This is a genomic window from Rhodococcus sp. MT28 (assembly GCF_058792695.1).
The window spans coordinates 57039-77891 of the sequence record NZ_JBXAFD010000011.1 but is presented as its reverse complement, the minus strand read 5'-3'; the positions used below and the strand labels follow the sequence as shown (position 1 = coordinate 77891).

The 20853-nt window shown below is 59.3% G+C and carries 19 protein-coding genes and 2 pseudogenes; 3 read left to right on the top strand and 18 right to left on the bottom strand.

What is annotated here, in order from left to right:
- The 11 genes and pseudogenes from AC1Q6C_RS28720 to AC1Q6C_RS28670 form a co-directional block, all read right to left on the bottom strand.
- Positions 1-332 (bottom strand): annotated as a pseudogene (locus AC1Q6C_RS28720) (hypothetical protein); the annotation flags it as partial.
- A 28-nt stretch (positions 333-360) separates the two neighbouring features.
- On the bottom strand, positions 361-660 hold the full coding sequence (locus tag AC1Q6C_RS28715) for a type II toxin-antitoxin system PemK/MazF family toxin (RefSeq protein WP_019749527.1): 300 nt from the start codon (positions 658-660) through the stop codon (positions 361-363).
- Positions 660-896, bottom strand: coding sequence for a YlcI/YnfO family protein (locus tag AC1Q6C_RS28710; RefSeq protein ID WP_019749526.1), 237 nt, complete (start codon positions 894-896; stop codon positions 660-662). The genes AC1Q6C_RS28715 and AC1Q6C_RS28710 overlap by 1 nt, the downstream gene beginning before the upstream one ends.
- A 427-nt stretch (positions 897-1323) precedes the next feature.
- On the bottom strand, positions 1324-1950 hold the full coding sequence (locus AC1Q6C_RS28705; RefSeq protein ID WP_492666932.1) for a TetR family transcriptional regulator: 627 nt from the start codon (positions 1948-1950) through the stop codon (positions 1324-1326).
- A gap of 109 nt (positions 1951-2059) precedes the next feature.
- Positions 2060-3034, bottom strand: a complete 975-nt coding sequence (locus AC1Q6C_RS28700; RefSeq protein WP_019749524.1) for a DUF2637 domain-containing protein — start codon at positions 3032-3034, stop codon at positions 2060-2062.
- A 630-nt stretch (positions 3035-3664) separates the two neighbouring features.
- Complete coding sequence (locus tag AC1Q6C_RS28695; protein WP_019749523.1) at positions 3665-3979, bottom strand: hypothetical protein; 315 nt, start codon at positions 3977-3979, stop codon at positions 3665-3667.
- Positions 3976-4758 carry a ParA family protein gene (locus tag AC1Q6C_RS28690; RefSeq protein ID WP_007733691.1) on the bottom strand — a complete coding sequence of 261 codons (783 nt, stop codon included), beginning with the start codon at positions 4756-4758 and terminating at the stop codon, positions 3976-3978. Before AC1Q6C_RS28690 ends, AC1Q6C_RS28695 begins: the two co-directional genes overlap by 4 nt.
- Before the next feature lie 4302 nt (positions 4759-9060).
- Positions 9061-9318: a hypothetical protein gene (locus tag AC1Q6C_RS28685; RefSeq protein WP_007733695.1), complete on the bottom strand. Its 258-nt coding sequence runs from the start codon at positions 9316-9318 to the stop codon at positions 9061-9063.
- Between the two features lie 774 nt (positions 9319-10092).
- Entirely contained in the window at positions 10093-11040 is a 948-nt protein-coding gene (locus AC1Q6C_RS28680) for a phospholipase D family protein (RefSeq protein ID WP_492666931.1), read from the bottom strand.
- Positions 11041-11710: 670 nt separating this feature from the next.
- Positions 11711-11890: a hypothetical protein gene (locus AC1Q6C_RS28675; RefSeq protein ID WP_019749520.1), complete on the bottom strand. Its 180-nt coding sequence runs from the start codon at positions 11888-11890 to the stop codon at positions 11711-11713.
- Positions 11891-11921: 31 nt separating this feature from the next.
- Positions 11922-12404 carry an SRPBCC family protein gene (locus AC1Q6C_RS28670; RefSeq protein ID WP_019749519.1) on the bottom strand — a complete coding sequence of 161 codons (483 nt, stop codon included), beginning with the start codon at positions 12402-12404 and terminating at the stop codon, positions 11922-11924.
- Between the two features lie 730 nt (positions 12405-13134).
- Here AC1Q6C_RS28670 and AC1Q6C_RS28665 point away from each other — a divergent pair.
- A complete protein-coding gene (locus tag AC1Q6C_RS28665) occupies positions 13135-13434 on the top strand; it encodes a hypothetical protein (protein WP_182263386.1) in 300 nt (99 codons plus the stop codon).
- A gap of 164 nt (positions 13435-13598) precedes the next feature.
- On the opposite strand, the gene AC1Q6C_RS28660 is transcribed toward AC1Q6C_RS28665, so the two are convergent.
- Entirely contained in the window at positions 13599-14474 is an 876-nt protein-coding gene (locus AC1Q6C_RS28660; RefSeq protein ID WP_492666930.1) for a hypothetical protein, read from the bottom strand.
- A 333-nt stretch (positions 14475-14807) separates the two neighbouring features.
- On the opposite strand from AC1Q6C_RS28660, the gene AC1Q6C_RS28655 reads away from it, so the two are divergent.
- Positions 14808-15212, top strand: a complete 405-nt coding sequence (locus tag AC1Q6C_RS28655) for a hypothetical protein (RefSeq protein ID WP_492666929.1) — start codon at positions 14808-14810, stop codon at positions 15210-15212.
- A gap of 62 nt (positions 15213-15274) precedes the next feature.
- On the opposite strand, the gene AC1Q6C_RS28650 is transcribed toward AC1Q6C_RS28655, so the two are convergent.
- The 3 genes and pseudogenes from AC1Q6C_RS28650 to AC1Q6C_RS28640 form a co-directional block, all read right to left on the bottom strand.
- Complete coding sequence (locus AC1Q6C_RS28650; RefSeq protein WP_492666928.1) at positions 15275-15985, bottom strand: SOS response-associated peptidase; 711 nt, start codon at positions 15983-15985, stop codon at positions 15275-15277.
- A pseudogene (locus AC1Q6C_RS28645) lies at positions 15918-16112 on the bottom strand (ATP-dependent DNA ligase); the annotation flags it as partial. The pseudogene AC1Q6C_RS28645 and the gene AC1Q6C_RS28650, both read right to left, overlap by 68 nt.
- A 365-nt stretch (positions 16113-16477) precedes the next feature.
- Positions 16478-17899, bottom strand: coding sequence for an MFS transporter (locus AC1Q6C_RS28640; RefSeq protein WP_492666927.1), 1422 nt, complete (start codon positions 17897-17899; stop codon positions 16478-16480).
- Positions 17900-18099: 200 nt separating this feature from the next.
- On the opposite strand from AC1Q6C_RS28640, the gene AC1Q6C_RS28635 reads away from it, so the two are divergent.
- Positions 18100-18729 (top strand): TetR/AcrR family transcriptional regulator, encoded by a 630-nt coding sequence (locus AC1Q6C_RS28635; RefSeq protein WP_011331653.1) that lies wholly within the window; start codon positions 18100-18102, stop codon positions 18727-18729.
- A gap of 65 nt (positions 18730-18794) precedes the next feature.
- On the opposite strand, the gene AC1Q6C_RS28630 is transcribed toward AC1Q6C_RS28635, so the two are convergent.
- Genes AC1Q6C_RS28630 through AC1Q6C_RS28620 form a run of 3 tightly spaced genes read right to left on the bottom strand, consistent with a single transcriptional unit; the run spans position 18795 to position 20645 of the window.
- Positions 18795-18935, bottom strand: a complete 141-nt coding sequence (locus AC1Q6C_RS28630) for a hypothetical protein (protein ID WP_003944648.1) — start codon at positions 18933-18935, stop codon at positions 18795-18797.
- Positions 18936-18994: 59 nt separating this feature from the next.
- Positions 18995-19546 carry a GtrA family protein gene (locus AC1Q6C_RS28625; RefSeq protein WP_003944671.1) on the bottom strand — a complete coding sequence of 184 codons (552 nt, stop codon included), beginning with the start codon at positions 19544-19546 and terminating at the stop codon, positions 18995-18997.
- A gap of 49 nt (positions 19547-19595) precedes the next feature.
- Positions 19596-20645, bottom strand: coding sequence for an acyltransferase family protein (locus AC1Q6C_RS28620; protein WP_003944632.1), 1050 nt, complete (start codon positions 20643-20645; stop codon positions 19596-19598).
- Positions 20646-20853 lie beyond the last annotated feature (208 nt).

Here is a 20853-nt window from a genome sequence, read left to right as displayed (position 1 = left end):
CCGGATGGTGTGTAGGTGCCGGCTGCTGTGACAATGACGGCGTGGCCGTCTGCTGCCTCGCTGGCGGGAGGAAGGGCGGCCGGTTCAGTTGCGTCGAGTTCTGACGCCTGGGTGGGTTCCGTTTCCATTTCGTTGGAGCGCTCATCCGGAGGGGCGACGATGTCGTCGGTCCGGGGGTGCTCCGCAACCCCGGAATCCGTTTCGAGACGAGCGGTGTCGTCAACGTCGAACAGAGAAGGCTGATCGGGTTCGGGAACTTCGTCCGGACGAGTAGCGGATTCGGGTGGCTCGAGCTCGAATAGCGTGAACTGCTCCCCTTTCTTCAGCGCCATGTTTCATCCTTTCCGTTCACTGTCGTCATCATTCGAGATCGAAGGCGGCGCGCACGGCTATGGACAGTGATTCCTCTTGCGCTGGAAGAAGATAACCGATGATGTTGCCGAGTGCACTGACGGGAATGGTCGTGATGTGGTCGCAACTGACCACGGCGTCGGCGGATAGTCCGTTAGCGGCGCTGACGGACACCTCAGTGGACAGTCCTCGGATCTCGCCGGTGATGGGCGCTACCGTGACGGTCCCGAGGTGTGGACGGACCATCTCTCGGGTGAGTACGAGGACCGGCCGAACTGAGTCGAGGTTGGCTTCATGAATTGGTCGCATCAGGTCGAGCCTGTTGGCAGTCGATTCACAGCGTGGTGAGCGAGGGGGCTCAGATCATGTTCGGATGTTGCGGCCGAGAGGATCTCCGCGTCTCGTGCAGCTATCTGACGGCGACGCTCCCGTTCGAGAGCGCGCAACACTAGAGAGGCTCGCGAGGCGGCGCGATGTTCCCTGACTTCGTCGTCGAGAAATTCCACGATCTCGTCCGGTAGTCGTACCGCGATCTGCGTGCTCATATACTGATGGTACCGAAGTGGGATTCGATTTGGTACCACCATCGCGTGCGAGTTCTGCAACCGATCATTTCAACGGGAGGCAAGGGCCGATGAAGTACTCAGCGGCCCGACGCGGCACACCTTGCCACGCACACGGTTTCCGCTGTCTTCATCGGTCGATCTCTATCTGGTGTTCTTCAGTCTCAGTGACGGTCCCATCGCTGGTGACGTCTCCACATCGGTACGGCTCGGATCGCTGAAATATTCGCTATGAGACAAAGCACTCCGGGGATTCGGCTCTCGATGTCAGGCACTTTGTCACTCCTCTCGACGACGCAACTGCCTCGCTACCGTCGAGGAATTAGCAGTACACCGTGCACACGGTTGGCGACGTCACCGCGAGGAGTCCAGTTCCTCTCCCCTACTCACGACCTCGCCAGCGCGCGGACTACGCATCTGAAATCAAATACGCGTTCACTAAGTCGTCAATGCATGAAGTGAAATCTCCAGAGTCGCCGAGCACCTGTATGACTTGAACTGCGCCGATAAATCCCGCGCACAGATTCGCGGCCAGGCGCTGGGCGGCAGAGGCGGGAAGCTGTCCGTCTGCGATCGCAGTATCGACGAATCGGCTGACGAGTTCCACCCACTCACGGAACGCGGGTTGGGCGGTATCGAGACCTGCTTCCATGGTGAGCCTGAGGCCGGCTCGGGCCAGGGCATCGTCGGCTATAAGCGCCGCTGAACCGTTGAAGAATACAGCCAACTTCTCGATCGCTGGTATTGCTGATTTGTCGGTTGATTGCCGGGTTCCGCCGAGCGCGGTCAACCAGTGGTTGATGAGTTCTCGCGCGATCGTTTCCTTGGAGTCGAAGTGGAAGTACACGGCTCCTTTCGTGGAGGCAGCCTCCGCAACGATGTCGTTCATGGAGGTAGCGGCGTACCCATCGATCGAGAATGAGCGTGCAGCTGCCTTGAGGATCTTGGCCTTCGTCTCGTGCGCTCGCTGTTGTCGGGGTCGCTGGCGCGGTTCGGGCGGAACGATCAAGTGGTGTCGGTCGTCTGGGTCGGTCAATGCGGGTTCCTTACCTGCAGTCTGTGGGCACTCTGCTGTGGTCAATCCCTCCATGATGATGCAATTCCTGGCGCTCGGGAACCTTGGCGTTGGCAGGTTGCGGCGCTACTCACGTTGTAGTGACGAGTTGGTCGGTGAAGTGAACATCGGAGGCTCGCATGTCGATGAGCGGCGGATTGTCGAAGCCAGCTGCTCGGGCCGCGGTATCGAACTTTTCGTATCGGCGCCACGAGGTCGATGTTGCAACCGGAGGGTTGGACGTCTGGGCGATCAGCTCCCAGGTGAGAGTCGGGTCTGCAAGCTTGCGTCGTGCGGTGTCCTTGACAGCGTCGGGCAGGTCCGATGTGGCAATGAACCATTCGAGTTCGGCGTGCGCCACCGCCTCTGCGTTCGACGGCTCCGGGTCCACTGAAGACCCCGTTTGTTCGGAGGGGCTCGGGCGCGGAGCGCTTTCCGGCGCGTCATGCGTTTCTACGACGCCTAAAGAAGGCTGGGCTCCTACGGCTGTTTCGTTGCGCATGACGACGCTTTGCGTACCAACCGTACCCACACCTGCGGCAGCATTGTCGATCTCGATCTTGTAGTCGGAATATGCAATACCCGTTGCTTTGATCAGGATTCCCAGACCGTGCGTGAAGGCGAGTACGAGCACCGGCGGAATGACCGCGATCATGGCAGCAACGGCCGGGTCGAGAGGCGTGTAGCCGATGCTCTGACCTGCCGCAACGGCCTGTTGCGCAACTGTTGCGGAGTGGAACGCATGGTAGGCGTTCCCGAGGATGCTGATCGCGACCACCGCAACAGCAACAGCAACGTAGAAGTACTTGTCGCGTCGATGCATCTTCAGTTTGCTCAGAATGACGATGGCGACGGTGGAACCGAAGATTGCACTGTCAACGATGACGGGAAAGATCCATGCGAGGTTTTCGGGGATAGTTCCTTGGCGCGCGAGGTCCCGTTGGACCGCGAAGGAGAGGACAAATGCGCCTGCGGTGATCCCGATTGCGATCAAAATCGCGATGAGAAGTGCGGCGATCAGTGCTCCAAGCTGGATCCGCGCTGCGCGCAGACTAAAATCACCCATGATCGGGTTTTCCTTCCTAAAAGGGGTGTTCTCGGTCTGGAGTCCCGCTGGTTGCCGCCGGCGGGACTCCTCCTGGTTTCGGAAGATTTCTTCTGGTCGTACTCCTGCGTTTCGTCCGTTTTGCGTGCGGTGAGGGTCGACAGCGATTTCTAGCGGACATATCCGAGAGTCGACTGATGTTTTTTGCGTCGCACTCAAAGCACGTCGGGGATGTCGTTCCAGCTGCGTGCCTGTTGATCTCAGAGTGACGTGGGGTGGTCTGCAATTTTGCGTGAGAATTGCGTGACTGCAACGGATTGTTCACGCAATTTGCTCCAGGCTTTGCGCTGCCAAGGCTTCCAAGTTCTACAGAACGGACAGTCAGCAGATGAGAGGGACATGGCATTGCGCGCGCAGCAAGGACTTCCCGCCCCGGCGGTTCGCCTCCCGCCCGCACCCGAGAACCGTTCTCAATATCGAGGTCCTTGGAATGTCCCCCACATGTGCCTACTCGGCTGTCGTGCCAGGCGCCTCTAATTAGGTCTTCCAGCCGAAACACAAGATGCCCTCGCCCGGGGGCCGAACTCCACAATCAAGAATTAAGACAATCCATCATGCGTGCACGCAGTGCATGCCATGCACGCGAATCTCTTATAGTCCCCTGGCCTTCAAGTATTCGTCCAGCGCAGCCTCGGTCATCGATGCCTCGCTGATTTCGCGATCGCCAGTCTCGTACCGCAATTTGTCGACGCCACGCCGAAGGCGATCCTTCGTCGAAGGTTTGATGCGCGTGTTGTGGGTCATCGACAGCTTCTCCTCCTCATCTTTGCGGGCACTGAGATCCGCTGAAGGCGTTGGTGGCGTAGCTGCAGGTGCCGCGGGGGTCGCGTCTCCCCTGGGCGGACGTTCCGGGATGAGTTCAGCCGGATGTGTCTTACGAATGGCAGGTTCCCGCTTCACGCTCATGCCGGCGCTCCGATCACGATGGGCAACTCAGCGAGCAAGTCACTGTAGGCAAGTTGCAGCGTCAATGCTTTCCCACCCTTGAACTGGTGAATCGGAGTGCGATTCGAGTGCGCGTCCTGGCGGGCCGCGAGTTCCGGGATCGATGTCTTGGCGACGAGTGAGCCGTAGGTTTCCCGTAGCTCGCTCTCTCTGAACTCATGTTCGCCGGTAGACCGTTTACGACTGATCACGATCTTGTCGAATTCCAGCTTCGGATTCGCCCGTTTACGAACGGTGTCGATTGTCTCTTCGAGCTTCTGAACGCCACCGACACTGTCGATTGTGGGTTCAGTGATGGCGACAACGCCATCTGCTGCAATAAGAACCGCGAACAGCACCTTGCCCATATTGGGAGGGCAGTCGAAAAGCACGGCGTCATAAGGAGAAAGGTCGAGCCCTTCGAACGCAACGTCTAGGCGAAACACCAGGTCATTCGACCCATCCGACTCGATTTTGCCGAGCTCTTCGTCTGCGGGAATGAGGTCGACGCCATCCCATGGGGTGGCAATGATCGCCTCGGCTGCAATGCCTTCTCTGGTCTGGTTCATGAGGTGGTAGGCCGTCATCATGCCCTCTTCGAGAGTGACGCCGAGGCCGCCGGTCGTATTGCCCTGTTGGTCCATGTCGACGACAAGTACTTTTCCGCCGACCGCGGTGATGGCGCTGGCAAGCCCGAGAGTGGAGGCCGTCTTGCCTACGCCACCCTTCTGGTTGCCGAGTGCGATTTTGCGTGGCTGCATTGCGGACCTTTCATCGAGGGCGTTGACATTTGCGAGGCGTGCATTGCGTGTAAACAACGCGCTGCATGCAATATGTGCATTGCTTGCTGTGTGCGCAATCCACGCTGTACGTGGGCTGCATGCAGACTGTGCGTGACGGGCAATCCAAGCACTGCATGCATTGCGCGCTAAGTCTGCTTCACTCGCTACACACGCACACTGTGCATTACGTGCGCGCGTAGCATAACACGCATGTCATGCGTGACGTACAAGCCTCGCACTCTGCGCGTGTCATGCACGAGTCGCATCAAGTGCAACCCTTGCGTTCAACGCGTGCAATGCTCGTCACGCGTTCACCGCAACCCATGCACGTCATGCGCGACACGCTATCCATGCCTCGCTAGCAAACCCCGCATGCTTTGCACACAATGCGTTCCTCGCTAGCCAAGCACTGCGCACATACAACGCATGGCGTGCTCTGCACGCACAGCTAGCGGTGCTACCTCCGCACGCACGCGGTGCTCTGCATGCACACCATACAACGCTCGCAGCGCACGCAGAGCACGCATGACGCGGTATGCAAGGATTGCACGCATGCCATGCGCTGCTAGCAGGACATGCATTGCATGCACCGCACATCTTTCAGTTCTGCATGCAATGCATGCCGACCACGCATTGCGTGGACGCGCAAAATAGCAGGTCAATGCACTCATTGCCATCGAACGAATCGAAAAACATCTGCCGTGAGTGTCACACACCGATGCAAAAGGTCGACCGACCAAGAGCAGCTTGGCTGCCACGATCACCCGATAGCGAGGCGTTCCAGACATGAACGAAACGTGTGACAGTCCGTCTCGATCAGATTGTCAAGGAAGTCGAAGCGACGCTATTGGGCAGCCAACTGACCAAAGGCGGAAATATAGGGTTCAGCAATCTACGCTGTGCGCACAGAACAAATTGCTCAACCGTCGCGAGCGGTCCTGCCCAGCCATCCGCCAATGCACCGCCCTTGCGGGGATGGAAGGAACGCGCCAACCTCAACGAGGGGCAAGACAGCCTGCCGCTTCAGAAACTTTCTGATGTTCGCACCGGGGGCACTTCAATAGAACCCTGTACCCCTTTGAAGGCCAGAACATATTTCATTCCATCGGGGTCCGAACATCCAGGGCAGAAGGAAGGACTCACGTGAACCGCACGGATGGTGAAAAAACTGAGACATGCGTGGGACGAACAACCGCACTGACCGAGGGGAGGGGGTTCCAATTCTATTGAGAGATACAGCCGACTGACTGCCAGTCGGGGTGCTCATCTAACTCACGAACAACATTGCGGAATCATCTCAGGACACAGCGGGGGCCCGCGGTGAAACGAAAATTCTGCGCGAAAGGTCGGTCGCGGTGTGAACCCGGACGTGTAAGGGAAGGGACGTGTGGAGATCCGGATCAGTCGAAGTTCGGCCGCGACGGAATGACCGAAGCGAGTCCGAGCAGGCACTAACTTTACGTCACAGTGACGAAATTAGGCTTGGGGACGGGGTGGGAAGAATCAGTTCCGTCAGGCTTGATTTCGCCGCTTTGCGAGCAGAACTTTCGGGTGGGTGGGCACATTTCGAATACAGCGACGCATGAATCGCAACGCCGAAACACACGCACTTCTCGACCGAGCGGGGGAGGGGATGGAGACAGCTTCCCGTCTACAAGTATCCCGTGCACGATGCCGGCGCTGCCGTGCCGACGGCTACGAACGACGCAAGGTGGCCCACCGTTTCACGCAACAGCGCTGCCATACATGCAATGCATGCCTTGCAACGCACGCATTGCATGTATGGCATGCGCGACCAGGATGCCTCGCAAAGCATGCGTCACACGCAGTGATCGCACCATGCTCCTCTGCACAAAAAGCCGTTTACCTGCGCAAATAAAGATGCTCAGTCAGGTACATGTCTCGGAGGGATAGACCGATAGACGATCCGAATACCTACGGGCGCGTCTGCATTGGAGGAAACGGCTGTCGTTTCAACCCCTCTCGGATGTTGAACCCGTACCAGCGCGACGTTCTTCAAGCGCAGAGAAGCGGACCGCCAGCCCGCCATTGACTGGCTCGGGCGGGGTCAGTTCTCCGAAAATGGCTGTGGAGCTCCGCGTATTAGATCAAAACATTGCCCTCCGGGTTCTTAGTGTCCCGATCAACGTCGCCATGAGTATTTACACCTGTGGCGATCAGGGTGCTGTGCCACGGATCGCCACACTTCTCGGCAACGCTTGTCGATCATCGTGAGGCGTGTTTTTCGGACGTGTATTGCTTGGCCGGATCGGGCCAGTAAAGCCTCAATGCTGCTGCTTGCACGTCAGGTGTGCCCGAATGCTGGCTACGATCTTGGCGCGGTGCTCCGGGTTCGCTGCCATTTTCGTACGTTGAACATGTGATCTTTCAAGTAATTCTTGTTCCCTCTTTCGCGCCAAGTCGGCCGATTTACGCTGTTCACTGGGCGATTCTCCGGTCCAGTCGATCCCATCGAGCCTGCGTCTGAGGTATGCCAACGGTGAGATCAGGCTTGCTCTTGTTGGCCAGATCCACCCCCGGTCCGCTGTGTCTCGGGAAAGCGTCTGTGCGATGTCACGTCCTGTCCATCGCGTCGTATCGATCTTGACATCGCGGAGAAGATCACAGATCGCCCCGATATGTCCGGTCGGTCTGAGAGCCGGCGCATGGCTGACGAGTTCGGCTGCAGTCCTCTGAAGTGCCAGAGGCCGCGGTGTGATCCGAGAAGTGCTTCGTTTTTTTGTTGTGAGCTGGGCTCGCGCATGCGCGCGTTGGTGAGTTCTTCCTAACGGAAGAACTTCAAAAGATAAAAAACCAACACTAGATAGGGTGTCAGTTCCTATCGGCCCTGGTCGACTGCTGTGGGGCTGATAGACGCGATTGACGTCGGGCCTCAGAGAGTTGTGAGCTCTGAGGCGGGTTGCTCTTTCAGAGGCGCGAGACGGTCGCGTCTTGGCGAGTTTGCGGTGAGGTGTCGTTGCCACGATTGTTCGAGGGGATGACAGTGACCATGTCGATGCAGCGCGGTGCTGTTGACCCCCGTGATGGGCTTCAGCAGCCAGAAATTCCAGGGTTTTGAGGTTCCGTCCACGGACGTGTTCGATGCCCATTCCCAGCGCGATGAGCACTCGCCTGGCGCGATTGACAGAGGATTCGCTGACTTTGGCCCGGGCAGCGATCGTTGATTTCGCTGCGGAGACCCCGCGGCCGGTGTGCGATTCGGCGAAATGTGCGTGAGCTTGTGCCACTGCGTAAGCCTTGTCGGGCTTGATCAGGTTGCGCGCGCACAACGCCTTGCCGGCCGGGCTGGTGGTGTGATGCCGGAATTGGCGGAGCCATTCCCTGCGTGATGTCCACACTGGAACGCGCGCTTGTTCCGTTGGTTCGACAGGTAGGGACCAAGAGCGTCCACGCTGGTAAGTGGACTCGTTGAGTTGCCGTGTAGCGGATTCGAGGCGCGCTATACGTGAGAGAGCATCATCGACTGCCGCTTGCCATTCGTCGACTTCTGTCGATTGAGGAACAGCGGATTGGGCGCCGATGCGCGACACGCCGAAGGTTGGTGATATGGAATGAGTTGGGCTGTATTCAGGGTATGCGCTACCCTGAGACATACCTGCCATAGGTAAGTCCCTTCCAGGGGGATGCAGTACGAGCAGAGAAAGCGCTAACTTTCGAAGCTCACCTCTCGAGAATGTTCGAGAACAGATGTCGGAGAACCTGCCAGTTCTCAGTCGACGTCAAGGACCTGCCAGTCCTTATTTCGCCGCGATGCGGTCCGCTCCCAATCACCCCCTTCGGGGGCCTTTGTGCTTTTCAAGAGGTCTGCGCTGTTTAGTTAGGTATCGGGGCACTTCGTTCGTTGTCGGCTAGGGGCGGCCTCCCTGTCTGCGGATCCGCTGTACGCGCGTCACGGCCGCGGTTGTTCGGAAGGTCTGTTCGATCCGGCGGCCGCACATCGGTACCACTATGGGTACGGTGCTGGCTTGCTCGGATGGGACATTCGGGACGCAGAAGTGTGATCCGAGCGCCGCGAAAGCCGAAATGTGATCTGGACGTGCCAAAAATGACACCGCGAATACGTCCGCGAGTATGGCGGAATTGCGTTTCTGCGATATCATCGAGTAAGCACCGCCTCTTCCTTTCGAGGTAGTGGTGGTCACCGCCTCTTCCTTCACTGGGTTAGTGGTGGTCAGGGAGCTGGGAAGCTCTCACAACCGCATAAACGGACAGCCCCCGATGCCGCCAAGCCCTGGGGGTTGTTCGCTGTCTAGGGGTAGTTCATGCGCCGACCGCAAGCTGCTCGATGCGGCGCAGTGATCCAGCGGCCTCGACCTCAAGCAGTCTCAGCTGGTCCGGATGCAGTTTGTCGATGATGTAGTCCGGTATGTCCAGTCCATGGGTGATGGCCAGTATGAGCACGGAGTAATCCCCAGCAGGGATTCCGAGTTCGGCGGCCCGATCCTCGTACACCTTGTGCTGCTTGAGGGGAGCACGAGTCGCGATGTGTCCGCGAGGTCCCTTGTTGTGCTGTGCCATGAGGAAAGACTAGAACCAATCTGTAACTGATACGGGTAGGCGCGCTTGTTCGGTGTGTCGCGTGTGGTTGATGTTGCCATGGAGTTCTGAGGGATTTTGCGGCGGCCCGCCTCACAGACCGCCGCCGGCCCGACCAGGGAGGGGCTTGACGGACCACCTCTGCGGCTTCGCTGAAGGTGGGGTTTGGGTGCGTTGGCGGTCGGCGGTTCGATGATGGGTCTAGCGTCGGAATCGGGTTCGATTCTTCGGGAGCGGATGGAGATGCTTGGCTCTCATGCTGTCAGACGCCGGGGAGGTTCATGTGCGACTGAACGCGGGGGAGGGGTTATGTAACCCGCGTGTTTGACGGCGCTTCCGCAGGCTGCTGCCGTGTGTCCTGGAGATGGATGGAGACGGGGGTCTGTGGACAGTCGATGGTGCGTCTGCGAGCTCGATGGCTCGGGTCACGTGTCGAGAGGAGCACCTGAAAGATCCGGAAAGGCACCTTAACCTGTCAGCTGCCGAACGTAGGTTTCCAGCGGGGAGGGTTTGTGCCTTCGTGTCCGCCTGCGAATCGTGAGGGACTTCGGTTGGGGGAGGTCGATCCGCATATATTGTCACGCGGAATGCTCTTTATCGCAGTTGCGCAGAGGATTTCGTTCACCGGATTCGAACATTAGGGTCGTGCGTCGTTCGGCTTCCGTGAGTACATTGCTCGGATCGACGTATTGACGGTGCGCTGTTCGCGCACTCGAAGGAATGCTTCGCATTCCGTCAATATTCGTTTCTCAGGACTCAAAGGTTCCACAACGCCAACAGTTCGGCCCGAAGACTGAGCGAGCGAACGTAGTGGTTGGACCGCAGTTGTGCGCTGGGGTGCCCGACCTCGACGAGATACCTCTCGGTGTCTGGCACAGGAAGCGGTGGCAGGTCGTTGCGAACGCGGAGAAAGAACTGAAAATGACTGGGGGAATCCGGTATTCGATCCTGGTTGGATATCACGACAGCGGGTGGCAATAACAATTCGTTGTCCGTGGAGACGCGGATGACGACGTCCCCACGTGCCATGCTGCTTGGTTTTCCGAGTCTGAGTGTTTCGAGTCGGTATCTCACGCTCGGATTGACCGAAAGATGCTTCGTTGAAGTCTGTTTCACAGGCGCGATGCGCACGGAGGGACGGGTTTCGTGATCGCTGACTTGCCTGATAAATACTCGGTTGGTCGGAGCAAGAGGAAAGTCGTTGTCAAGGTTCTGCATTCGGCCAGTGATGCCAGGTATGGGTACGGCACGCCCGATCGCCCATTCGCGCGCGGCGTTGTCGATGAATATTTGGTCTACAGCAGTGGTTTCGTCGATATTGTTGACGAACGCGCGACTGTCGGCAACCACTTGGGGGTCATCGGAAATGACGACCGCTTCATGGGTGAATGTGGAATTTTCGGAAGCATTCGGCGAGCCGATTACAGCTCGTTGGTTCGTCACGATGACCTTGGCGTGCAGTGTTGACGACGACAGGATGCGAACGCCCTTGCTGAGGTAGTGCGCAAGAACGGCAGGTGAAGTGGCGTGGGCGCGGATCGCCGCGGTAGAAGCATTGACGATCAGAAGGTCTCCACTGCGAAGTGGAAGTAGTTCGGGCGCAAGGTGTCCGAGATAGGGAACAGCGGCATAGCGTGGGCCTCGCGTGCGGATCGCGCGAGTGATGTGTGGCCACGGGTTCGGTCCGTGGAAGCTGGTCCCCATAGCCTAGAACGGTAGCGCGAATCGGGCCCGATTTCTGGCTCCTGCGTGAAAGCTGCCGTCGTTCTGAGTCGTCTCCGGAGCAAAAGAAACTTCCGGATATCTGTGATCTGTCGTGGAGGTCGAAGAATGTTGTAGCGATCAACCCTGCCGGGTCAGACGGCGTTATACCCCAGTGCGACTGCAGCGCTGTCGATTCGGCGTGCGATTTCGATACGGGACGGTGGCAGTGATGGCGCCGGACGGGTGGGAAGGGTCTGCTGCTTGTTCGAGCAGCGCCCCGCGCAGTGCACCGGGAAATTTGCCGCGGTACGCGATCCCGCGGGGGTGAGGGCGGGCGTGGTGGATCGTGCGGGCCCATGCCTGGAGGGGCGTGTAGTCCTGAGATCGTAGGCGCTCGCCGTGTGGATATCGGGTGACTGATGTAGTGTCGCTGGCGGGCCGAGTCGATTCGTGATCAGTGCTCGAAAAGTGAACGTGCAGAAAACTTCTCGGCATTCTAGTGTAGGTCGGGCGGCGTGGTCTTCATGAACTGATGGAGCCGTGCCTCGTGACGGGGAAGCCGGGCGTGTTGGGCTGCAGTGGAGGTTCGTCTACTACTCTTTGGCAGCCTCTTGTCGCGAGTTCAGGTGAGGTGGCGGCTGGGAGGCGTCAGCGTGGCTTCGGCGCCCCATCAGATAACAGGCGGTAGGGCCGGCGTGATGGTTGTGAGCGCAACGTAGGACATGGCACTCACTGGAGACGTTGTGGGGAAGACGATTCCGTTGAGATAGATCCATGAGGTTGCGACGGCACCGGCGATCAGTGCTGCGATTGTCACGGTGGTGGCTGCGCGCTCGCGGAAGAGGAGCATCACGGCCCCGGCGCTGGGCTTTCGGGCGGGGTCAGCGCGGATAACCTCTGGCTACGGTGCGTGCAAGGATACCGAGCGTGGCTTTGAGAGATCCTTCGGCGATGACGGGAAAGATTCCTGCTTGCCGCCAGGCGGGGCCGATATCAGACCAGTCGTAGTACGAGGTCACGAGGGAACTGTGGCCGTCGTCGGCCGGCTCGATCCGATATCCGTAGACGTGCCCGATCGGAGGCCGGACAGTTCCGAGGATGGTCCATGCTATTTCGCGTTGGGGAACAAAAGTTTTGATCGTCACTGTGACGTCGTACTGTCCCATGGGTAGGTCGCCCAGAGCTTCGCGATCCATGTGGACGACGAATTCGTCGCCGGTCGCGGTCACGAGTTCGCCATCTGCGCCCATCAGCATTCCGGATCCGTCGATGGCGACGTGCCCCTGAGGGTCGCAGAGGACCGCGAAGATCGATGCGGGGTCGGCACGGATGGTGCGCTGTACTTCGATCCGTTCGCTAGTCATGTGGCGAATGCTGCCATACCGCCGATCGGTCGGCGAGGTTTCTCTCGTTCGGTGGGTGCATTCATCGGCTTCGGTCGGTGAGGCGGGGTGATGCGCGGACATGTCGGATGCTGCCGTTCACGCGCCGGATGGTTGAGTAATCCTGAGCGGGGTAGGTGATCCATGGAGTCTTCGCGAATGCTCGTGGAGAGCGTGGGTAATCGACCGTGTGGATACTGGGTGACTGTTGTAGTGCCGCTGGCGGATTGTGTCGACTCGTGAGAGGTGCTCGACAAACGAACGTGCGGAGAGTTTCGCGATAATTTAGTGGCGGGGACAGTTCCATTCGCCGAAGAACCTGGCCATGGCACTGGGCGGTGAGGTGGGGGAGCTGTGTGTCGAAATCGAACCACTGTTCGTCGATCCTCGTTTGCCTCTGAACTCTGCACCCGTGGACAATGGAACGCAACGGAAATGGGGATCTCACTTGTGCGCGGTACTGATAGGCGTCGTTGTCGAGCGTTTTCTGTGGAACTTAAGTGCTAACGCACCCCTTGTTGAGATGCCGAAACTACGACTTAAGTCGGAACAATTGAGATAAATCAAGAAAACTGGCACGAGTTCTAAAACACTGTCTACGGTTACTTCCACATCGTGATCGCTCGGCCCTAGATCCCGTCCTTCGGGTGACGGAAATTCTTACCGGCGACATGCGACTGTCCGTTGCGAAGGAGTGGGGCCGAAGTCGCTGGTGGAGTCGTGGACTGCTGTCCTCAACGTCGGAGCGGCACCGTTCGCAGGAGCGGGCAGTGATGTTTCGGCGATAACGACGACCGTGATGGGTCGACTAGGTATCGCGGCAGATGATCGACCGTGGCGGTGGATCGCTTTGTCCTTTGCCGCCGTCGGCCAGTTTGTGCAGCGGGTGTATTTAGCGGCGAGGCCCTTGGACAACCGCGACCCGACGTGGAGTCTGCTCGACCACGACAGATGGGCATCACGGACAGCTGCGATGGTCATTGCGGACGCCGAGCGTGGGATCCTGCTGTGACCTCCGCGGGTACGCCTGCGCGTGAATGGTGTCGGTGTCGAGCGGTTCACGTCACCAGGTTTCACGACGTCCGTGATCGATTCCGGCGCGGTCACCGTGTCGGCAATGCGGGTGGCGAAACCCGTGTAACTGATATGCGGCCGAACGAATCCTCTTGCGAGGTATCACTGTAGGGATCGCCTGCGCATGGTGAGAAGTTCGGCGAGTTCGTTGACCGGCTCCCAGATCACTGGTTGGGGCACGTCCGGGGCGCTCTGCCACCGCATTCCGCCGGAGATCCAGCGTTCACGCCACTGTTCATGCGTGCTCGATTGCCTGCTGTGGCGGTGCTGGTCGGCGCCGGGGGCCGCGTCGAACGTGAACGCGCACGCTGGACACCTCTCGCCGGAACCCGAACCATCTCGGGCGTAAGGCCGCTCGCGTAATCCAGGGTATCCACAGACTTGGCACCGAAAAGTCCTGGTAGTCGAGGGGACGATGTCGACGACAACGCCCTTGCTGCTGAACTTGGTGGGGTAGTCGTCCTCCAGGCGGTCGAGTGCGGTCCACTCCACCCCGGGCTCGATCTGGTGAAACCGGAAGGTGCCGCAATTGCTGTTGACGAAGATCATGCAGCGAACGGGGGCGGGTTCGGGCAGATCGTAGACAAGCTGGGCGAATTCGCGGGCGAACGCGATCCCTTGCTCGAGCAACGCGCGTTGATCGGATCTGGTGATGAACGGTCCCATCGACTCGACCGGAAGGCCGGAGGGAAGGAAGTCTTCCGCGACGGCATTCGGGGCGCGCAGTGGCACATAGTCTTCGAGGTGGAATGAACTGTCGTTGCATTCCCACCCGGTGTAGTCGAAGAAGTTTGCCGGCGGACTCTCGTCGTCGGCACGTGAGTCCGCCCAGACCAGGAGCTTTCCGCGGCGTTCTATTCCGCGATTCAACTTCGCCCTGAGCTGCGGCGTGAGGCCGTCGGTGGGGTCGATCGCAGAGAACCCGACGCCGACACCCAGGAATGCTGCGGCGTTGTCGGTGATCCGAATAGTGAGCATGTGCTCATGCTTCCAGTGACCGCGCGCTTCCGCTGGCAGGTGGTCCTGTGGTGCGGCGCACGACGGGCCGAGCGCACTTGATGAGCGTTACGGTCTGACGATGACTCCGATTGAAATCGACCTTCCGGATCCGGCTGCAGCACATCGGATGCTCGCGGGATGGGCGGCAGCGTACGCGGCAGTTTTCTCCTTCTCTGACCTCCATTCGACCTTCACCATCGAAACAATCGAGTCACCGACCGTGACGGCGGCGGATCACACTTCGACTTCATTTCGCTGCCGAGCGGTCGTGCTGCGATCTGCGGTTTCGACCGGCACAGCCCTGATCCTGCTGTGGAGGGCGGCCGCGCCGTCTTGTGTGATCACGGTGCCGAACCCTGGTGGCTCGAAACCGCCAGCAACGATGAAATCCTGAACTTCGCCTACGGATACGAGTCCGGGAGGTGGAGAGCTGTTGGCCATGATCCGACACGCGTTGTGCCTTTCGTCCTTGCACCGGGTTCGTCCAGGGAGCCGAATTCAGCGCTCTCCTCCCTCGCGGACTTCCTTGAGCAGGCTTCGGAAGACCTTCTCGGGCAACCGGTACGCGGAGATGACGCGGCCCTCCGCGCGTTGCTCAATGCTGGATCGGACCTCGACGAGCTGACTCTGTGCTTAGCGCTGGTGGGGGAGTACGAGTACCTGCAGGATGGGCTCGAAGCGGCAGCTCTGTTTCGGCTCCACGACTCTCCGCGGTGACCGTCGGCTCACCGCGGCCAGACGACAGTTGCCGGTCGCGTTGTGCGCCAATGGACGTGTGGTCAGACCGGCTCCAAGAGTGACGGGTTGTTGTTGCGAGGGCTGTTCACCGCAGTCGAGACTTCGTAGGGCTCGAGATGCGGCTCCGGAACCGAGTTGATCATGGCCTGGACCTCACCTTTGTCGGTGAGGTTCGGGTCGAGCCAGTGCTCCCAGAATGTCTCTGGGAGGATCAGCGGAGATCTGTCGTGTATGTGGCCCGAGGCATCTGTTGCTGGTCGAGTCAAAACTGTACAGGTCCATACCCACTTGTTTGGATCGTCTTCTGGCAGTTCAGGATCGGGCCACAACTCGTAGAGTCCAGCCATTGCGATCACGTCGCTTTCTCCGTGGAGAAAGTATGGAATCTTCGACCCTGCTTCACTTTTCATCCACTCGTAGTATCCATTGGCCGGAATGATGGCGCGCCGTTTGGATGCACTGCTTCTGAATGATGGTTTCTCGGTGACGGTTTCGCTGCGGGCATTGATGAGCTTGGATGCCATTTTCCGGTCTTTCGCCCAGGCCGGCAGCAATCCCCATTTGACAGATCTGAGTTGACGCTGGGGCTCGTCGTCCGGTTCTTCGCGTGGGGTGCGTTCGAGGATCACACGAGGTGCCGTCGATGTCGAGGACGTCGAACACGTAGTACGAGGTTGCGACCTCGTTGCGGAGCTGAGCGGTGGGCCGCAGGACGTGCATTCGTCGTTGCAACAGGGAGAAGGACGGGACACCGTCCGGTCCGAGTGCGACGATTTCCCCGTCGAGGACGGTTTTGCGGTGATCGAGCACAGAGCGGAGCGCGTCCACGATCTCGGGGAACGATGCGCTGATGTTGTTATCGTTGCGCGACCAGAGCACGGGCGACTCGGAACCTGTTGTGGTGATGGCTCTTTGGCCATCCCATTTCGATTCGAAGGCCCTTATCTGAACTAGTGCGTAGCGACGCCTGGTCGAACTGGGGAATTTTTTCTATATCTGCTCGGCTCATCTGTCGAGGGCGCCCAATGGGCGGAGTTTTCGCGGGGTTTCACCGCAGTCGTAGCGGTGAGAGTTCGGCCCTAGTCGCTCAGCGACTTGGGCGGATGCCAGGAGGAGAGGCAGATAACAAATTTGCCGAGACTGGTGACGGTGCCTCCCAAGGCCAGCACGTCATATCTCACAAAACCGGACAGCACGCGATCAGTTCTCGACCTCAGCTGTATATCTTTGGCGGGGTAGAGGTTTCATTCTGCGTGGTCCCTGTGCGCCGGTAAGGCCAGCGCACAGAGTGCCGTCACGATCATGATTGCCGCAATGGCGTAGAACGCACCGTTATACGAGGCCAGAAGGTCGTCCTTGTCGAGACTGCTCGTAGCTGCATAAGTGACCAGGACGGAGAGCCCGAGCGCGCCGCCGATCTGTTTGGTGGTATTCATCAGCCCTGAGGCAGCACCCGCGTCGGCGGCGGGGATTCCTGAGGTGACAGCAGCAGTGATGGGAGTGTTCAGTATTCCACTCCCGACGCTGAAGATGATGGCGGGCAGAAGGATTCCCTGCACATAACCGCTGTCGGTATCGAGTTGGGCTTGTAACCAGAATCCTGCAGCAGCCACGATCGATCCGGATGCAATGAGAAAGCGGCCGTCAATTCTGCCCATCATCCAGGGAGTCAGCCCCACCCCGATAGCTATCGCGACAATGGTATGAGGCAGAAAGGCCAGACCTGTTTGTACGGGGCTGTAGCCGAGAACATTCTGCATGGACAGAGTCAGGAAGTACCACATCGGGTTCAGGCATGCTCCAGCCAGCAGCATGATCACATTGCCGATGGAGACTGCCCTGTTCCGAAAGATATGCAGCGGTATCAGAGGTGACGATGTCACCCATTTTTCGACGACGACGAAAGCGATCAGGAGCGATACGCCAATCGCAATGCCAGAGATGGTCGAGTTTGCCGACCAACCATCATCTGCAGCCTGGGCGATACCGTAAGCCAAGGATCCGAGACCTGCTGTCGCCAAGACTGCTCCAGCGAAGTCCAGTCGTGGACGCGGCCCAGAGGGACGATCAGCGGCAATATAGCGAACAGTCAGCAGCACTGCAGCCATCCCGATCGGCACATTGATCAGCAGCGTCGACCGCCATGTCAGATATTCGGTGAGGATACCTCCCACCAAATTTCCTGCTGTGCCGCCTGCGATGCCCACCGCTGTCCAGGTGGCCAGTGCACGAGTGCGGCGGGGGCCTTCGGGGAATGTGGCGGTCAGAATAGTCAGCGTCGCTGGAGCGAGGATTGCAGCACCCAAGCCTTGAACCGCCCTGGCCACGACGAGAAGAGACGCCGAATTTACGAGGCCACCGGCGAGGCTTGCTCCGGAAAACACTGCCAAGCCGATCAAAAAGACCCGTCGGCGCCCGAGAAGATCCGCCAGACGGCCACCGAGCAGCAGGAAGCCCGCAAAGGTCAATGCGTAGGCATTCACTACCCATGCCAGTCCGCCAGCGTCGAACCCAAGACTCTCGCGGATGGACGGCAGAGCAACATTCACCACCGAGATATCAAGAACAACCATGAACTGCGCGGCACACACCACTGCGAGTGCGATGCTCGCGGAGCGATGTCGGTTTTCCTCGACGAGCGTGGTGTTCATCGGACTTCGAGGCATAGGCCACTCCCCAAAACTTGGTACATCTGTATCTTATACAAACGTACCAAGGTGAGTTTTTGCAGATGTCGAGTTCCGGCTCTACCTCCGACACAGGGAGCCCTCGCGGAGCCACAGTTTCCGAGCACAAGACAAGCGGTACAGACGTATCATCTACGGCTGTACCAGGATCGGTTCGACACATGCAGGGAGATTTCACGGTGCCACGCAGACCCGACCCCACCCGGCGCCGTGCAGAAATTGCCGAGGCGCTTGTTCGTGCCGCCAATCGAGACGGTCTGCATGCGGTAACAATGAGATCCGTCGCCGCCGAAGCCGGTGTGTCGCTGCGGTTGGTGCAGTACTACTTCACCAGCAAAGAGGAGCTCCTGGTCGGCGCTCTCCAACATCTGGAACAAAGTAGCCAGGAGCGATGGGCACAACGACTGGCCGATCTTCCGAGTCCTCCGCCACCACGATCGATCATCGATGCGTTCGCGGCCGAAGCGTTGCCAACCGACGAACCCAGCAGCATGTTTCATCTGGTGTGGATGTCCTACGCGGTTCTCGCGATGACCAATACTCAGGTTGCACGGCATCCGTCCATCAGCGGCATCGACCGACTGGAGCGCCAACTCACCGAAGCACTGCAACGCGCGGCGGATGCCGACGAACTTGTCGACTGTGACGCGGCGATTGAGGCTGCACGCCTGGTGGCACTGGTCAACGGTCTGGGCACGAGCATCCTGGTCGGTCAGCGCTCCATAGATCGAGCCACCGAAGTAATCACCTACCACCTCGATCGCCTCTTCGCGGTTCCACCAGCAACGATCACCGAGCCTGCCACCTGATTACAACTGCAGTGCCGGCATCTACGCTCGACGAACCCCTGGGCTGCGGGGCCAGCTGAGGTGATTCAGCGAAAGATTGCCCATACTGCGAGGACTACCAGCAGTACGGCAAGGACGAACAAAACCACGAACGTGGCGGTGGGATGGTCGTTGATCCATTCGCTGAGTGCGTGGAGGCGGGTCGATGCATCGGATGTGATGGTCATGCCGTCACTTTCATGAGTTCACACCTGGAGTGGTTTCCGGTGAGGTGGCGGATGGGTGGTCAGGCCGGTGGGTCGAGCCTCTCCGTCGCCGGGACGGCAGCGGCGTCGAAGTCCGCGGCCGAAGTCGAGCGAACTCGCTGCCACGCGTGCCAGAGGAACCACGTCGAGAGAAAGGCACCGACCACGGTGCTCGCGACGAAATCGCTTGCGGTTTCAGTGAGGGCATGCACGTGGGGTTCCCTCAATTCCAGGTGGTATCGGGCAATCCAGAGGGGAATGGCACCGAGAGTGATGGAGACTGCCATGAGGGCGAAAAAGGTTGCTGCCCAGCGTCCTCCGCTTGCATGATCGATGTCGGCGAACGACCATGCCAGGCACAGGATGTATGCGTACACGGCGGAGATCAGTGCGGCGAGCATGTGCGCTGTGACCGGATTGTCTGTGAGCGCCGTCCATTTCAGGATCGAAAACAGTGTCGTCGTGGCCATGGTGCCCGCTGTTGCGATCAGGAGGAATTTCACGGCTTCGGGGTAGCGCAGAAGCCTCGCGATCCAGCGCTGCGGCAGGGCGTACACGAGGGCTTGGGAGAGGATGGTCAGTGCCGAGGTCACGTTTGCGCTTTCCGGCGTGGGGGCTGGGGGAACATGTACGACGAAGGTGTCATGAGGTGCTCCGGCGCGGCATGACGAAGAGCCATCGTTGTCCGGCGGAGGTCAGCGCTGCGTGAATCGCCAGGGATCCACCGACTGCAACGGTGGCTACCAGGAGGGGGCCGAACACCAACAGCGCGTTACGGGTGAAATCGAAGCCTGCGTGAACAGCGGCGACCACGATGATGCCGAGAAGTACTTCGTGCATGAGGTACACCGGCAAGGTGAGTGTTCCGAGCTTTCTGAAGGGGGCGAATATCCGCAGTGCCTGCAGTTGCGATGTGAGAGTGATGCCGACGAACAGACCCAAGGCGCTCAGGGTGATCGTCGCGGCGCCGACCGAGGTGATGTACCCATTGACGTGCAGGGCGTACGCGAGCGCGAATGCGGTGCCGGAGAGCGCGAGACGTGTCATCGTCGTCGATGCGGCGGCGGCGCGGATCATCTGTTGCAGGTGCGCTCCGGCGAGGAAGAAGAGGAAGAGTTCCATCATGTTTCCCCAGGTCCAGTCGACGCCTCCGATGCTGGGAGCGGTGAAGGCCAACGCGATCGCACCGAGCAGTTGGACTCGATAGTCGATTCCGCCGAGTGCTTTCGTGAGCACCGTGTACACCGCGAGTGCGTAGAGGAACCACAACCCGCTGGTCGGTACGACCAGCGCAGTGATCAAGTTCAGTGGGCTCGAGGTTTCGTCGGTTCCTGCGGTGGCCGGAAAGGCGCTGAAGAACACGAAGCGCAGAACCGTCCACATGAGGTAGAGGTATGCCAGAGGCAGGACTCGCCGCCGGATCACCGTTGCCCACGGCAGTGATGTCACTTTGTGTGCGAAGAGGCCGGCGGTGAGGAAGAACAAGGGCATCCGAATCGGTTCCGCAACAGCGTTGATGTCGTTCCAGATCCCTGCGGCCAACCCGCGGGTGACGAGAAAGTTGGTGCTGTGCAGGAGGACGACCAACGCGATGCTGATCCCTTTCGCCAGGTCGACCCAGTCCACCCGCCCTGTGTGCGCTGCCGTATCGCCCGATTTCGGTTCGATGGTTCCGTCGTTGATTCGGTGCACCGGATCTTTCTCCTCGATGGTGTTGGGCGGACGTGACTCTCATGGACTTGGCGGCGGTCGAACACCCGCCACAACTTTACTCTTACGTTACAGTAGGTTTATCGAGGGTCCGGAGCGTCCTGGTGCCATTTCACCGACCGCCGCGAACGGGGGCCCGCCGGGTGGCGAGTTCCGGTTTCTCGACAACACGGCGAGAACCAGACGTGAA